We start from the raw sequence: 15,064 nt of genomic DNA, 5'->3' as shown, positions 1-15,064 counted from the left end.
TTGGCAATGCCAAGAGGCACAAGTGTTTGACAAACCGGATGAGGGTATTTAATAATAGGGAAGATTCCTTACTAAAAGGGGAGGAAAAAAATGGCTGATACGCTAGTAATCGTAGAATCCCCTACGAAGGCCAAAACCATTGGAAAATACCTGGGTAGTAAATATATCGTGAAAGCGTCTATCGGACATGTACGCGATTTGCCGAAAAGTCAAATGGGTGTAGACGTTACACATAATTTTGAACCCAAATACATAACCATTCGCGGCAAAGGCGATGTATTGAAGGGCTTAAAAGATGCCGCTAAAAAAGTAAAAAAAGTGTATCTCGCAGCCGACCCGGATCGCGAAGGGGAGGCAATTGCTTGGCATTTGGCGCAATACTTGGGTCTCGATATGAATCAGCCGCTTCGTGTGGTATTTAATGAGATTACCAAAGATGCCATCAAAGAAGCGTTCAAGCATCCACGACACATAAACATGGACTTGGTAAATGCTCAACAGGCACGTCGTATTCTCGACAGACTCGTTGGCTACAATATTAGTCCAATTCTATGGAAAAAGGTTCGAAAAGGCTTGAGTGCTGGACGTGTTCAATCAGTTGCGGTAAAGCTTATCATGGATCGTGAGCGGGAGATCCAAGAGTTTATCCCTGAAGAGTATTGGACAATTGCAAGTACATTAATTAGCGACGGAAAAGAAATTAACGCGAAGTTCTATGGTTATGGCGATGAAAAGGTGGAGCTTCATTCGGAAGATGATGTAGCAGCGGTATTGAAACGAATGAAGAACAAACCATATGTGGTACAAAAGGTAACCAAGCGTGAGCGCAAGCGCAATCCTGCACCTCCTTTTATCACGAGTTCTTTACAGCAAGAGGCAGCGCGTAAGCTGAACTTCCGCACTTCTAAGACCATGCGAATTGCTCAAGAGCTCTATGAGGGGATCGACGTTGGCAATAAAGAAGGCGCAGTTGGTTTGATTACCTATATGCGTACGGACTCTACTCGCCTGTCTGTAACTGCACAGAACGAAGCAAAGGAATACATACTCGAGAAATACGGTCCAGACTATGTGTTATCTGAGCCACGCAATCAGGCGAAAAACGAAAATGCTCAAGATGCTCACGAAGCAATCCGTCCAACTGGTGTGATGCGTACACCCGATGAAATAAAGGAATACTTGTCAAGAGATCAGTTGCGTTTGTATCGATTAATCTGGGAGCGTTTCCTTGCCAGTCAAATGTCATCTGCTGTTCTTGATACGATGAGCGTAGATATTGACGCAGGTGGAGTTACCTTTAGAGCAACGGGATCAAAAGTGAAGTTCCCTGGATTTATGAAGGTATATATTGAAGGAAACGATGATGGCACAGAGGAAGAAAGCTTCCTTCCGCCCATTGAAGAAGGACAAATCCTCGATCAGAAAGAAATCGAGCCGAGTCAGCACTTTACACAGCCACCACCACGATTCTCCGAAGCGCGCATGCTCAAATCGATGGAAGAGATGGGGATTGGACGTCCATCTACCTATGCGCCTACATTAGAAACCATTCAAAAGCGGGGCTACGTGGCATTAGAAGAGAAGCGATTCGTCCCAACCGAGTTGGGCGAGATTGTGATCACACTTGTTGAGGAGTTCTTCCCGGAGATTCTCAATGTAGAATTCACTGCTCATATGGAATCGGGCTTGGATAACATCGAAGCAGGAAACACCAATTGGGTGCAGGTGCTGGACGATTTTTATCAAGACTTTGCGAAGCGCGTAGTTGTTGCCGAAGAAGAAATGAAGGAAGTAGAGCTGAAAGTCGAAGAATCGGATGAAACATGTGAGCTTTGTGGCAGTGTGATGGTTTATAAGCTTGGTCGATTTGGCAAGTTTTTAGCTTGTTCCGGATTCCCGGATTGCCGTAATACGAAGCCGATTGTAAAAGAAATCGGCGTAAAATGTCCGCAGTGTGAAACCGGAGAGATAATCGAACGTAAATCTAAAAAGAGCCGTATTTTTTACGGTTGCAATCAATATCCGGAATGCGATTTTGTATCGTGGGACAAACCGATTGCCAGACCTTGTCCAAAATGCTCCAGCATGCTCGTGGAGAAAAAGCGCAAGAAGCAAGGAGTTAGCATAATTTGCACCAAGTGTGATTATCAAGAAGAGGCAGACTCCTAAGCAGCCTGATTCGATTTTGTAGTTTGGAGGATTAACAGCATGTCACAACCAACAATTACAGTAGTGGGCGCTGGTCTCGCTGGTAGTGAGGCAGCATGGCAAATCGCGCAGGCGGGTGTAAAAGTTAAGCTGTATGAAATGAGACCGAAGACACAAACGCCTGCACATCATACCGATAAATTTGCAGAGTTGGTATGCAGTAATTCATTGCGTGCTAACACGTTGACGAATGCAGTGGGTGTATTAAAGGAAGAAATGCGTCGGCTGAACTCTGTCATTATCGATTCGGCAGATCGTTGCGCGGTTCCAGCTGGAGGCGCGCTTGCCGTAGACAGACACGAATTCGCTGCTCATGTTACAGATGCTGTTCGTAATCATCCCTTAGTTGAGGTCGTTTCGGAAGAGATTACCGAAATTCCTGATGGGATTGTCGTAATTGCCACCGGGCCACTTACTTCTCCAGCTTTGTCTACAAAGTTAAAAGAGCTGACGGGTGAAGAATATCTGTACTTCTATGATGCAGCAGCACCCATTATCGAGAAAGACTCGATCGATATGAACAAGGTATTCGTTGCTTCCAGATATGATAAAGGTGAAGCAGCCTACCTGAACTGCCCGATGACAGAAGAGGAGTTCAATCGCTTCTATGATGCGTTGATCTCTGCGGAAACTGTTCCATTGAAGGAGTTTGAAAAGGAGATCTTCTTCGAAGGCTGCATGCCGATTGAAGTATTGGCAAAGCGTGGGCACAAAACCATGACATTTGGTCCCATGAAGCCTGTGGGTCTGGTTGATCCACGGACAGGTAAAAAGTCTTATGCGGTTGTTCAACTTCGCCAGGACAACAGTGCTGCGACATTGTATAACATTGTAGGCTTCCAGACCCATCTGAAATGGCCGGATCAAAAAAGAGTTTTTTCACTCATTCCTGGGTTGGAAAACTGTGAAATCGTTCGTTATGGTGTCATGCACCGAAATACCTTTATCAATTCGCCAAAGCTTTTGAAGCCTACGTATCAGTATAAAGATCGGGAAACACTTTTCTTTGCTGGTCAAATGACTGGTGTAGAAGGATATGTAGAGTCAGCAGCATCTGGCTTGCTTGCGGGGATAAATGCAGCACGACTCGCAAAAGGGGAAGAATTGATCGAGCTTCCGCCAGAAACAATTATGGGCAGTATGGCTCGTTATATTACAACGGCAGATCCAAAGCATTTTCAACCGATGAACGCAAACTTCGGGCTTGTACCGGAATGGCCAGAAAGAATCCGAGACAAGCGTTTGAAAAATGAAAAGCTCGCTGAGCGGGCGCTAGATACAATTCAGAATTTTACACAAGAACGACACAATTAACATTGATATCCGATTTTCGTCTGTGTTACTATATAGGTGCTTCGAGGAGGGTGCATCCCGTATGGACTTTTCGCAACAAAATTCTGCGGATATTGAGATGTTTACCCGCTATTTGCGAGTTGAAAAAAACGCCTCTCCTCATACGGTGAAGCAGTATGTGGCAGATATCAGCGAATTTGTCTCCTTTATGGAACAGCACCAAATCACCGTATTTGCTGCTGTTTCTTATTTGCATGGTCGCTCCTTTCTTGCGCAATTGGCTGGTAGGGGGCTTTCCCGGCGAAGTATTGCCCGCAAGCTATCTAGTTTGCGTAGCTTGTACCGATTTCTGTTGCGTGAAGGTCAACTGGAACAGAACCCATTTCAACTAGTCTCCACTCCCAAAATGGAGAAGAAACTTCCTTCCTTTTTATATCCGCAAGAAGTTCAAGCTTTTTTCGATCTGCCTGATACAACCACTCCATTAGGAATTCGTGATCGGCTGATTTTTGAACTGTTGTATGCAAGCGGCATGCGTGTTACGGAGCTCACCACTTTATCTGTGAGTGATGTGAATCCAAGCATGGGAGTCGCCTTGGTTTATGGAAAAGGAGCGAAAGAACGATATGTGCCGGTTGGAAGTTATGCCTGCGACGTTCTTCGGCAATACCTAGAACATGGAAGAGAAAAACTGTTGGCAGGAAAAGTAGAACACGGCAATTTGCTGGTTAACTATCGGGGAGAACCGTTATCCGACCGTAGTGTTCGACGGATTGTAGACAAATACGTAGATACGTACGCTCTTCAATTGCGGGTTTCACCACATACCTTTCGTCATACGTTTGCAACCCATATGTTGAATGGTGGCGCGGATCTGCGTACCGTGCAAGAATTACTGGGGCACGTTAATGTTTCGACGACACAGGTGTACACGCATGTGACCAAAGAGCGACTTCGGCATGTATATGACACAGCTCACCCACGAGCAAACCCGGGCAATACAGGTTCCGCCAATCGGACGACATAACGGGAGGAATCAGTGATGGAACAGTTTCACGCAACAACCATATTTGCTGTACAGCACAATGGGTCTGTAGCGATGGCCGGAGATGGTCAGGTTACTTTTGGCAACAGCATGGTAATGAAGCACGGTGCCAAAAAAGTAAGACGTCTATACCGCGGCGAAGTTTTAGCAGGATTCGCCGGCTCTGTTGCTGATGCCATTACGCTTTTTGAGAAGTTTGAAGGAAAGCTGGAGGAGTATCACGGCAATCTGCAGCGAGCTGCTGTAGAGCTGGCGAAAGAGTGGCGCATGGATAAAATTTTGCGTCGTTTGGAAGCTATGATGATTGTTGCCAATAAGGAGCATTTGCTGCTTATTTCCGGAAATGGCGAAATCATTGAGCCTGATGATGGGATTCTTGCAATTGGTTCTGGCGGTAGCTTTGCCCTTGCAGCAGGTCGTGCACTGAAAACATATGCGCCTCATCTCGGCGCACGTGAAATTGCGGAAGCATCGCTTCGTACCGCTGCTGAAATTTGCGTGTTCACAAATAACAATCTTGTTGTGGATGAGTTGAATTGAGCGAAAGGGAGGAACCTACTGTGCTGAATCTTGAGCAATTAACCCCGCGTACGATCGTAGAGCATTTGGATAAATACATTGTCGGGCAGGCACAAGCCAAGAAAGCCATTGCTGTTGCGCTTCGCAACCGCTACCGCCGCAGTCGCTTGCCAGAGCAAATGATTGACGAGGTTGTTCCAAAAAACATCTTGATGATCGGACCTACTGGTGTTGGAAAAACGGAAATTGCACGTCGGATTGCAAAACTGACAGGTGCTCCTTTTATTAAGGTAGAAGCAACGAAGTTTACGGAAGTCGGTTATGTAGGACGAGATGTGGAATCGATGGTCCGTGATCTGGTGGAAGCTTCTATCCGTACGGTCAAACAGGAAAAAGTAGAGTCGGTGAAAGAGAAAGCCGAAAAGCTTGCGAATGAAGCGATTGTGAACGTACTTGTTCCATCTCGCAAGCAGTCGAACTCATTCAAAAATCCGTTGGAGATGTTCTTCGGTGGACAGCAGCAACAGCAACAGGATACCACTGATCAAGAAGAAGTATCGATTGAGCAGCAACGCAGACAAGTCATGTGGCAATTGACGAATGGCCAGTTAGAAGAGCAAATGATTGAGATTGAAGTCGAAGATCAATCACCTTCGATGTTTGACATGTTCCAGGTTCCGGGTACAGAACAAATGGGGATGCAAATGCAAGATATGCTCGGTAGCCTGATGCCTAAGCGGATGAAGAAACGAAAATTGCGAATAAAAGATGCGCGAAAGGTATTAATTCAGCAGGAAGCGCAAAAACTGGTGGATATGGACGAAGTTACGCAGGAGTCAATTCGTCGAGCTGAACAACACGGGATTATCTTCATTGACGAAATTGACAAGATTGCGGGTAAGGATGGGCGTGGCCCGGATGTATCCCGTGAAGGAGTCCAGCGTGATATTTTACCCATTGTGGAAGGCTCAACTGTCATGACCAAGTATGGTCCAGTCAAAACAGATTATGTTCTGTTTATTGCAGCTGGTGCTTTTCACATGGCAAAACCATCAGATTTGATTCCGGAATTGCAAGGTCGCTTTCCGATTCGGGTGGAGCTGACTAGCTTGCGCGTTGAAGATTTTGTCCGAATTTTGACAGAGCCTAAAAACGCGTTGCTTAAGCAGTACGTAGCCCTCTTGGAAACGGAAGGTGTGCAAGTTGAATTTACACCGGAAGCCATTCAGGAACTCGCTCGTCTCGCTGCTGAGGTCAATCAAAGCACAGATAACATTGGTGCTAGACGATTGCACACTATATTGGAGAAGCTGCTGGAGGATCTCTCTTTTGAAGCCCCAGAAATCCACCTGGAAGTTGTACAGATTACCCCCGATTATGTTAAACAGAAATTAGGAACAATCGTGGGGAACAAAGACTTGAGTCAATATATTTTATAAAATTGGATAGGCAGCACATATAATTAGGAGGAAATACAGATGGATCTACTGTCAAAAACAAGAAGAATTAACCGCATGTTGCAAAAATCCGCGGGTCATGCCGTGAACTTCAATGAAATGTCTCAAGTTTTGAGTGACGTTATTGAAGCAAATACTTATGTTGTAAGCCGCAAAGGAAAACTTCTCGGCTTTGCGATTCACCAAGAGATGGATAACAGCCGTATGCGCAAAATGCTGGAAGATCGCCGTTTTCCAGAAGAGTACAGCATGGGGTTACTGAAAGTAGATGAAACATCTGCGAATCTGGATGTAGATAGCCCATACACGATTTTCCCTGTTGAAATGAAAGAAGTATTCCGCACAGGTTGGACCACGCTTGTTCCAATCATGGGTGGAGGAGATCGTCTTGGTACGCTGATTTTGGGTCGTATTAACGATCAATTTGTCGATGACGACCTGATTCTTGCAGAAGTAGGGGCAACGGTAGTAGGCATGGAAATCTTGCGTGAGCGTTCTGAAGCAATCGAAGAAGAAGCGCGTAGCAAAGCAGTTGTACAAATGGCGATTGGTTCCCTCTCTTATAGTGAGTTGGAAGCAGTTGAACATATTTTTGAAGAGCTCGAAGGCAAAGAAGGCTTGCTTGTTGCCTCCAAAATCGCGGATCGCGTAGGAATTACCCGCTCCGTCATTGTAAACGCACTGCGCAAGCTGGAGAGTGCGGGTGTTATCGAATCCCGTTCTTTGGGAATGAAAGGTACCTTCATTAAGGTGCTGAATGAAAAGCTGTTGCCTGAGCTTGAGAAGCTCAAAACCTCGTAATATACCTTGCGAAAAGTTACAAGAAAGTAAACAAAAGGTGTAGCAACTCAGGTTGCTGCACCTTTTCTCATGGGACTATAGTCCTAACAAAAGTAAAAAACGACACATTATTACCATAAAATATATATTGATTTTTAATGCATGCTTCGACAACTGCAATGGTTTGAATATGGTTTCCTTGTAAAATGCAGTAAAAAAACAGGAAGGATAAGGGATTTAGTCCCATTGAATCATTTTGAAAAACGTCATGAAAAGGGGCTTTTTTGTCCAAATTGATTTTGCTATGATTGAATCGTATTAGGGTGTCGAAAATACAGGAAATATAGGTGGTTTTAGGGAAAAGAATTGACTCATATTGGGGGAGAAGGAAAAATGCTGGATAGTTACCATCTGCAGGTCCTGGAGAGATCACTCGACGCTGCAACATTGCGACATAGAACAATCGCAAACAATCTTGCCAACATAGACACCCCTCAATTCAAAAGTCAGCAAGTCATCTTCGAGAGCTTTTTGCAAGATGAGTTGAACGCAAGAGCGGGAAATGGCAAGTTAGAAGCGTATCGGACCAATCAAAGACACCTTCCGTTTGGTAATGCAGGCGTTGCAGTACCACAGGTAGTGTCCAATCCGAATAACTTCATTCAGAACAGTGGCAATGATGTTGACTTGGAAGCAGAAACAACAGAATTGGCCAAAAACCAAATTTGGTACAGTGGTTTAACGCAATTAACAGCAGGACATTTTCAAAAACTGCGCAGTGTAATTGAGGGTGGAGGTAAATAAAGATGAGCTTGTTTCAGGGAATTAACACAAGTGCTTCTGCCTTAACAGCTAACCGCTTGCGATTGGATACGATTTCTTCCAATATTGCGAATGCGGAAGTCACTCGAGCAAACTTCGTAGATGGCGCCTGGCAGCCATATCGCAGGAAAATGGTGGAGTTGTCACCTCAAACAAATGGAACATTTGATAACTTCCTGCAAGCAGCCGTAGGGACGGTCTCAGGAAGTCAGGGTGGACAAGGTGTGAAGGTCACAGCGATTCAAGAAGACAATACTCCGTTTAAGCGAGTATATGATCCATCTCATCCAGATGCAGATCAAGACGGATATCTCTTGATGCCGAATGTCGACCCGATGAAAGAGATGGTGGACATGATCTCCGCATCAAGATCATACGAAGCCAATGTGACAGCACTGAACGCTTCCAAAGCGATGATGCTAAAAGCATTGGAAATTAAGTAAAGCGGGTGACAGTAAGGAATGGAAATGAGTGCAATCTCCCAACTAACGCCAATTCGTACACCGAGCGTGAACAAGCCAACCCCAGCTGAAGTTTCCCAAGAATTCTCATCGTTTCTATCGGATGCCATGGATAAGGTGAATCAGGCGCAAGTAGAATCGTCGAATCTTGCCGACAAGTTTGCAGCGGGAGAAATTACCGACGTGCACCAATTGACTGTTGCAGGTCAAAAAGCTTCCGTGATGTTACAAATGACTATGCAGGTCAGGAACAAGATGATTGAGTCTTATCAAGAAATCATGCGCATGTCGATTTGATCGTTGTTGGTATCCTTTGAGAGGTGAAACATGAACGAACGTTTAGCAGTATACAAAGACCGGTTTACGTCAAAATGGAACCAATTCTCCAAGAAACAAAAATGGATGATTCTCGGTATTTCGCTTTTCCTCTTGATCTCTCTAGGCCTATACATATACATCGCTTCTCAGCCGGTGTACAAACCACTTTACAATCAAAAATTGAGTGAACAAGAAATCGGGACGATCAAGCAAGAGCTGGAAGCTTCACAAATCCCATACCAGATCACAGGGAATGGTACAAGTATCGAGGTTCCAGAAAAAATGGCACAGGATGTCATTGTCGATTTGGCTGCACAAGGTATTCCGAGTCAAGCAGGAATTAATGCAGAAATTTTCTCCAGTACCCTTGGAGTGACGGATCGCCAATTTGATGTCATGAAGAAAGAGGCATTGCAACAAGAGCTACGCAAGATGCTGGAACGCGTAAAAGGTGTACGATCAGCACAAGTGATGATTACCTTGCCGCAGGAAAGCGTTTGGGTAACGGAGACTCCAGATACAGCAACAGCTTCTGTTATCGTGGATGTTGAACCTGGAACAACGCTTGATCAAAAGCAAATTAACTCGCTTTATCTGCTTGTCTCCCGAAGCGTTCCGAAATTGCCAATGGAAGCGATCGCGATTACAGACCAGTATTCCAATCCACTCTAACGTTCCGAAGGTAATGAAAGCGAAGGAACATTGAGTAGCTTTAAACAACAGGAAACAATCAAAGCAGATGTTGAAAAGAAAATTCAACAAAACCTGTACAACTTGTTGGGTACAATCATGGGACGCGATAAAGTCATCGTCCATACGTTCCTCAAAATGAACTTTGACAAAGAAAATCGCGTAGAGAACATCGTTGAGGCCCCTGACAAAGAGAATAACGAAGGACTTATCATTTCTTCTCAAAAATTATCAAAAGCCTTCTCTGGACAAGGTCAACCTCCAGGGGGAATTGCAGGAACCAATAACAATGCAGTTACGAACTACCCGGGAGCTACCCCACAAGGAAGTAACAGTCAGTACGAAGAGTTGAATGATACAATTAACCGTGAAGTAAATCGCATCACACGAAATGTTACATCAAGTCCTTACAAGATCGAAGACATCACAATCAACGTTGGCGTAGAACCGCCAGCTGGTGGAACGTTGGATGCTGCTACGCTCGAGAGCATTAAACAAGTGTTGCGCAATGTTGTTCGTGTCACTTTAAGTGATCAGGTTACTGATTTATCGGATACTGAGTTGGACAAGCATATTTCTGTGCTCCCTCGTCAGTTCTCAGGTAAAGCTGAGATTGAGGATTCCAGTGCGCTAAGTCCTGCTGTTCTTTGGACAGTTGGTGGTATAGCAGTCTTGGCACTTGCTGCTGTTGCCTTCCTCGTTTATCGCAGACGCAGTCAAGCGAAGCAGCAACAAGAAGAAGAGGAATTGCCAGATTTGCTGCCACCGTTAAACGCGGGCGAAATACCAGACTTGATTTACCAAGAAGATGGAGATCAGGTAGTGGTCAGAAAGCAACTTGAAAAATTGGCGCGAAGCAAACCAGATGAGTTTGTTGTTCTGCTTCGTACATGGTTAGCAGAAGATTAAGGAGTGAATGGTATGGCTCGCGGCGCTAAAGAGTTGTCAGGACGACAAAAAGCAGCTATCCTCCTCATCTCACTCGGGCCGGAAGTTTCTGCCCAGGTGTTCAAGCATTTGCGTGAGGATGAGATCGAGCAACTGACATTAGAAATCGCCAATGTGCGAAAAGTGGATACGGATGAAAAAGATAAAATTTTATCTGAATTTCACCAGATTGCGGTTGCCAAAGAGGTAATTGCACAAGGCGGGATTACTTACGCCAAAGAAATCTTGCAAAAAGCTTTGGGTGAGACCAAAGCGATGGATATTATCAATCGCTTGACGGCAAACCTTCAAGTTCGACCGTTTGACTTTGCTAGAAAAGCTGACCCAGGTCAAATCCTGAACTTTATCCAAAATGAGCATCCGCAAACGATTGCCTTGGTGCTTTCTTATCTGGAGGCTCAACAAGCAGCCATGATCCTGTCGGCTCTTCCGCAAGAACGTCAAGCAGAGGTTGCGAAACGAATTGCGACTATGGATAGTACTTCACCGGAAGTAATCGCTCAAGTAGAACAAGTATTGGAGCAAAAGCTCTCTGCCACTGTTACCCAGGATTACACACAGGCAGGCGGGATCGAAGCGATCGTGGCTGTACTCAACGGGGTCGATCGTGGAACCGAACGCACGATTCTGGATTCCCTCGAAATTCAAGATCCAGAGCTGGCAGAAGAAATCAAGAAGCGTATGTTCGTCTTCGAAGATATTGCTACACTCGACAACCGTTCGATTCAGCGTGTTATCCGCGATGTGGAAAATGCCGATCTGCAACTTTCTCTCAAAGTATCCAGCGAAGAAGTTCGGGAAGTTATTTTCCGGAACATGTCAAAACGGATGGCGGATACCTTCAAAGAAGAAATGGAGTTTATGGGCCCAGTTCGCCTTCGCGACGTCGAAGAGGCACAATCTCGCATCGTTGCAATTATCCGTCGCTTAGAGGAGGCTGGTGAGATCATCATCGCCCGCGGTGGAGGAGATGATATCATTGTCTAGGATCATCAAAAGCGCCAATTATCGGCCTTCTGAGGAATCTTTTCTCCTCTCGGTAACGCCTGTACCACTTAAGACGGAAGAAGTTGCCGAAAGGTTGCAAGAAAATCAAGAAATTTTTAATCAAGCTGAGATTGAGGCGAAAGCGATCATCTCAGATGCAGAAGAAACCGCGCAAAACATCTTGCAGCAAGCTGCGGAGCAAGCAGAGCAACTAAGACAAGAGACGCTTGCTCAGATGGAAGAATGGTGGGAACAAAAACGTCAGGAAGCTGCGCAACTGTTTCAGCAAGTGCAAGAGCAGGCTATGACGGAAGGGCAAGAGGCAGGTTTCGAAACGGGTAAACGTGAGGCATACGAGGAGCAAACAGCTTCACTCGTCCAAGCAAAAACCATTTTGGAACAAGCATTTGCAGAGAAAAAACAAATTATCGCTGAGGCGGAGCCTTTTGTAGTGGAACTCAGCATAGAAATTGCGAAAAAAATCATTGGACAGGAAGTGCAACAGCATCCCGAGCAGGTCCTGGAAATGACGAAAAAAGCACTTCGCCGCTCACGTGTTCATGGTGAGATTACGGTGTGCGTCAACCATAAGTACTTCGATTATGTGCTTGAGCATCGGGCTGGTTTTCTGGAATTGTTAGATGGACAAGCAGAGCTATCCATTTATCCTGACTATACCGTACAAGATGGTGGATGTGTCATCCGTACTGCTTTGGGGAGTGTAGATGCCCGCATCGATACACAAATGGAGGAGATTAAGCAGGCGCTGCTTACGATTGCCAGAGGAAGTGAGGCTCCATGAGCATCCTAGATCTCTCGAAGTACAAGCACATGCTGCATGGATTAGATCCGATGCGCGTGAATGGCAAAGTGACACAGGTTGTTGGGCTCACTATCGAGTCGCAAGGCCCAGAAGTGAAATTAGGCGAGATATGCCATCTATATCCGGCTAACACAAAGGAACCGATCATCGCAGAAGTGGTTGGCTTTCGCGAAAACAAAGTGCTGCTAATGCCATTAGGCGAATTGACCGAAATCGGTCCAGGTTGTGACGTGGTCGCGACAGGACGTTCGCTAGATGTAAAAGTTGGACCTGAAATATTGGGTTCGATCCTCGATGGATTGGGGCGGCCCTATCAAGGCTCACTGCCATTTGGGCTGACGTCCTATCCTACCAACAATATGCCACCAAATCCTATCCTCCGACCGCGCATTCAAGAACCATTGAGTGTGGGAGTGAGGGCGATAGACGGTCTTCTTACCATCGGGAAAGGTCAGCGGGTCGGCATTTTCGCTGGATCAGGGGTAGGAAAAAGTACATTGATGGGAATGATTGCCCGAAATACTACGGCAGATATCAATGTGATTGGTCTCATTGGAGAACGCGGCCGTGAAGTCATGGAGTTTATCGAGCGGGATCTTGGGGAAGAAGGACTAAAGCGGTCTGTTGTTGTCGTAGCTACTTCCGATCAACCTGCCATGATTCGAATCAAGGGCGCGATGATTGCGACTTCCATAGCGGAATATTTCCGCGACCGAGGAATGAATGTCATGCTCATGATGGATTCTGTCACGCGCTTTGCCATGGCACAACGTGAGGTAGGTTTGGCGATCGGTGAACCGCCGGCTACGCGTGGTTATACGCCATCGGTGTTTGCGATGCTACCAAAGCTGATGGAGCGCGCAGGAACAGCGGATAAGGGAAGTATTACGGCCTTTTATACCGTATTAGTTGATTCTGATGACATGAACGATCCGATTGCGGATGCAGTGCGGGGGATTTTGGATGGTCACATTGTTCTTGACCGGAAAATTGCTCACAAAGGTCACTTTCCTGCCATTGATGTGATGGCGAGTGTGAGTCGTGTCATGAATGAAATCGTCGATAGTAACCATTTGGATGCTGCTCGTCAGTTGAAAAAACATTTGGCTACGTTTCGTGAAGCGGAGGACCTCATAAATATTGGGGCGTATAAGCCAGGCAGCAATCGGGAAATCGATGCAGCCATCCGCTATCGTGATATCATTTCTGGTTTTACGGCACAAGGAACGCATGAACCGTCTACTTTGCAGGGCGCTATCCAAGCATTGACAGCTCATTTCGGAGGAGTGAACTAATGTGCGTGTGTTTCAGTTTCATCTCCAAAAGGTTCTTGATTTAAAGGAAAAAGAAAAAGAACAAGCAGAGTGGGCTTTCGGAAAGTCGATCCAGCGTAAAAACGAAGAAGAGTGGAAGCTTTCTCAACTAACCGAGCATCATGACGAGATGACGATGAGGCTCCAGGAAGTACAGATGCAGACATGCAGTGCTTCGCAGCTCATTTCCATCACGCAATATCAGCAATCTGTTGCGAGATCCATTCAGAATCAGCAACGTACCTTGCATGGTTGCGAACAGGATGTGGAACGCTGTCAGTCACGATTGACGGAACGTATGAAAGAGTCCCAACTATGGCAACGCCTTCGGGAAAAGTCGCTCCACCAATTTCTGGACGACCAGAAGCAAAGAGAGCAAAAAGAGTTGGATGAGATCGGTACGCAGCTCTATCTTCGCCGAAGCTACTGAGGGAGGTTCCAAATGGAAGAAATCCAAGAAGAACGGGAATACGGCAGGTGGGAATGGTTCTTTTATATGATTGTCATTCCTGCACTGTTTGCCAGCCTCCTTGGCGGTGTGCTCCTGAGCTTGCTCGGAGTAAACGTGTTAGGGACTGTTCTCCACTGGGCTAACTCCATACCGTACGTGGAAAAATTAGTCCCGGACGACTATGCAGCAACTCCCGGCTCAGAAGAAAAACCTGACATGGACAAACAAGTGGCAACCCTACAGCAAGATCAAGCAAAAAACCAGCAGCAGATTACCGCTTTAAAAGAAGAGTCAGCAAAGAAAGATGCCACCATTGCGGCACTGGAAAAGCAAATCGATGATGTAAACAAGGCAATGGAGGACAAACGTGCGACTGAGGAAGAGCGTCAGAAGCAGTTTGCAGATTTGGCGAAAGTGTATACAACCATGTCTCCAAAGAATGCGGCGGCCATCATTGAAAATCTAAAACTGCAAGAGTCAGTTGCCGTCATGACAAAAATGAAGCCTGCACAACAGGCAGATATTTTGGCCAAGATGGAACCAAAGAAAGCTGCTGATATTTCCATCTTGTTAAAAGATTCAGTAGTGAACAAAGATGATGACATTGCTGCTCTGCAACAACGTGTTGACGTTCTGACAAAGGCGTTAAGCGATACGCGTGAAGGTTCAGAATCTGCAGAGGATCTAATGAAAACATTTACTCAATTGCCTCCTGCGGATGCTGCAGCTATCATTCGCTCACTCATGGTTACCAACAGTGGTCAAGCCATTGCCTTAATGAAAGATTTGCCTGCGGATAAACGGGCACAAACTCTCTCAGCGATAGCCAATGATGATAAGAAACAGAAAGAACCAGATAATCTGGCGGCTCGCATCACGACAGAGTTGCTTCGAAAATAGATGGAAATAATCATCTGTTTTCGTTCCTATAAGCAACAAATCAAAAAGA

The 15,064-nt window shown here is 45.7% G+C and carries 14 protein-coding genes and 1 pseudogene; all 15 read left to right on the top strand.

Going from position 1 to position 15,064, the window contains the following annotated elements:
* The first annotated feature begins 90 nt into the window (after positions 1 to 90).
* The 15 genes and pseudogenes from topA to BBR47_RS17460 all read left to right on the top strand — a co-directional run bounded on the left by topA (position 91) and on the right by BBR47_RS17460 (position 15,015).
* Complete coding sequence (topA, locus tag BBR47_RS17530; protein WP_015891767.1) at positions 91 to 2,169, top strand: type I DNA topoisomerase; 2,079 nt, start codon at positions 91 to 93, stop codon at positions 2,167 to 2,169.
* A 39-nt stretch (positions 2,170 to 2,208) separates the two neighbouring features.
* Positions 2,209 to 3,522, top strand: a complete 1,314-nt coding sequence (gene trmFO / locus BBR47_RS17525; RefSeq protein WP_015891766.1) for an FADH(2)-oxidizing methylenetetrahydrofolate--tRNA-(uracil(54)-C(5))-methyltransferase TrmFO — start codon at positions 2,209 to 2,211, stop codon at positions 3,520 to 3,522.
* A gap of 61 nt (positions 3,523 to 3,583) precedes the next feature.
* Positions 3,584 to 4,528, top strand: coding sequence for a tyrosine recombinase XerC (gene xerC, locus BBR47_RS17520; protein WP_015891765.1), 945 nt, complete (start codon positions 3,584 to 3,586; stop codon positions 4,526 to 4,528).
* Between the two features lie 15 nt (positions 4,529 to 4,543).
* Positions 4,544 to 5,086, top strand: a complete 543-nt coding sequence (gene hslV / locus BBR47_RS17515) for an ATP-dependent protease subunit HslV (protein ID WP_015891764.1) — start codon at positions 4,544 to 4,546, stop codon at positions 5,084 to 5,086.
* A gap of 20 nt (positions 5,087 to 5,106) precedes the next feature.
* Positions 5,107 to 6,504 (top strand): ATP-dependent protease ATPase subunit HslU, encoded by a 1,398-nt coding sequence (gene hslU / locus BBR47_RS17510; RefSeq protein WP_269446203.1) that lies wholly within the window; start codon positions 5,107 to 5,109, stop codon positions 6,502 to 6,504.
* 39 nt (positions 6,505 to 6,543) lie between these two features.
* Positions 6,544 to 7,323: a GTP-sensing pleiotropic transcriptional regulator CodY gene (gene codY, locus BBR47_RS17505; protein WP_015891762.1), complete on the top strand. Its 780-nt coding sequence runs from the start codon at positions 6,544 to 6,546 to the stop codon at positions 7,321 to 7,323.
* Between the two features lie 372 nt (positions 7,324 to 7,695).
* A complete protein-coding gene (flgB, locus tag BBR47_RS17500; protein ID WP_015891761.1) occupies positions 7,696 to 8,106 on the top strand; it encodes a flagellar basal body rod protein FlgB in 411 nt (136 codons plus the stop codon).
* A 2-nt stretch (positions 8,107 to 8,108) separates the two neighbouring features.
* Positions 8,109 to 8,567 (top strand): flagellar basal body rod protein FlgC, encoded by a 459-nt coding sequence (flgC, locus tag BBR47_RS17495; protein WP_015891760.1) that lies wholly within the window; start codon positions 8,109 to 8,111, stop codon positions 8,565 to 8,567.
* An 18-nt stretch (positions 8,568 to 8,585) separates the two neighbouring features.
* The gene (gene fliE, locus BBR47_RS17490; protein WP_015891759.1) at positions 8,586 to 8,882 is read left to right on the top strand and encodes a flagellar hook-basal body complex protein FliE; all 297 of its coding nucleotides are present in this window, start codon (positions 8,586 to 8,588) and stop codon (positions 8,880 to 8,882) included.
* Between the two features lie 30 nt (positions 8,883 to 8,912).
* A pseudogene (gene fliF / locus BBR47_RS17485) lies at positions 8,913 to 10,502 on the top strand (flagellar basal-body MS-ring/collar protein FliF).
* A 12-nt stretch (positions 10,503 to 10,514) separates the two neighbouring features.
* Positions 10,515 to 11,528: a flagellar motor switch protein FliG gene (gene fliG, locus BBR47_RS17480; RefSeq protein WP_007719331.1), complete on the top strand. Its 1,014-nt coding sequence runs from the start codon at positions 10,515 to 10,517 to the stop codon at positions 11,526 to 11,528.
* Entirely contained in the window at positions 11,512 to 12,330 is an 819-nt protein-coding gene (locus BBR47_RS17475) for a FliH/SctL family protein (protein WP_015891756.1), read from the top strand. Before fliG ends, BBR47_RS17475 begins: the two co-directional genes overlap by 17 nt.
* The gene (gene fliI, locus BBR47_RS17470; protein ID WP_015891755.1) at positions 12,327 to 13,646 is read left to right on the top strand and encodes a flagellar protein export ATPase FliI; all 1,320 of its coding nucleotides are present in this window, start codon (positions 12,327 to 12,329) and stop codon (positions 13,644 to 13,646) included. Before BBR47_RS17475 ends, fliI begins: the two co-directional genes overlap by 4 nt.
* 1 nt (position 13,647) lies before the next feature.
* Positions 13,648 to 14,094: a flagellar export protein FliJ gene (gene fliJ, locus BBR47_RS17465; RefSeq protein WP_015891754.1), complete on the top strand. Its 447-nt coding sequence runs from the start codon at positions 13,648 to 13,650 to the stop codon at positions 14,092 to 14,094.
* Positions 14,095 to 14,106: 12 nt separating this feature from the next.
* Complete coding sequence (locus tag BBR47_RS17460; RefSeq protein ID WP_015891753.1) at positions 14,107 to 15,015, top strand: magnesium transporter MgtE N-terminal domain-containing protein; 909 nt, start codon at positions 14,107 to 14,109, stop codon at positions 15,013 to 15,015.
* Positions 15,016 to 15,064 lie beyond the last annotated feature (49 nt).

The organism is Brevibacillus brevis NBRC 100599 (assembly GCF_000010165.1).
GTDB classification, from domain to species: domain Bacteria; phylum Bacillota; class Bacilli; order Brevibacillales; family Brevibacillaceae; genus Brevibacillus; species Brevibacillus brevis_D.
The sequence above is the reverse complement of the archived record's forward strand: the minus strand, read 5'-3'. Positions and strand labels throughout refer to the sequence as shown.

Coding starts and splice junctions, on each gene's coding strand:
- topA (WP_015891767.1), top strand. CDS start 91: ATGGCTGATACGCTAGTAATCGTAGAATCCCCTACGAAGGCCAAAACC.
- trmFO (WP_015891766.1), top strand. CDS start 2,209: ATGTCACAACCAACAATTACAGTAGTGGGCGCTGGTCTCGCTGGTAGT.
- xerC (WP_015891765.1), top strand. CDS start 3,584: ATGGACTTTTCGCAACAAAATTCTGCGGATATTGAGATGTTTACCCGC.
- hslV (WP_015891764.1), top strand. CDS start 4,544: ATGGAACAGTTTCACGCAACAACCATATTTGCTGTACAGCACAATGGG.
- codY (WP_015891762.1), top strand. CDS start 6,544: ATGGATCTACTGTCAAAAACAAGAAGAATTAACCGCATGTTGCAAAAA.
- flgB (WP_015891761.1), top strand. CDS start 7,696: ATGCTGGATAGTTACCATCTGCAGGTCCTGGAGAGATCACTCGACGCT.
- flgC (WP_015891760.1), top strand. CDS start 8,109: ATGAGCTTGTTTCAGGGAATTAACACAAGTGCTTCTGCCTTAACAGCT.
- fliE (WP_015891759.1), top strand. CDS start 8,586: ATGGAAATGAGTGCAATCTCCCAACTAACGCCAATTCGTACACCGAGC.
- fliG (WP_007719331.1), top strand. CDS start 10,515: ATGGCTCGCGGCGCTAAAGAGTTGTCAGGACGACAAAAAGCAGCTATC.
- BBR47_RS17475 (WP_015891756.1), top strand. CDS start 11,512: ATGATATCATTGTCTAGGATCATCAAAAGCGCCAATTATCGGCCTTCT.
- fliI (WP_015891755.1), top strand. CDS start 12,327: ATGAGCATCCTAGATCTCTCGAAGTACAAGCACATGCTGCATGGATTA.
- BBR47_RS17460 (WP_015891753.1), top strand. CDS start 14,107: ATGGAAGAAATCCAAGAAGAACGGGAATACGGCAGGTGGGAATGGTTC.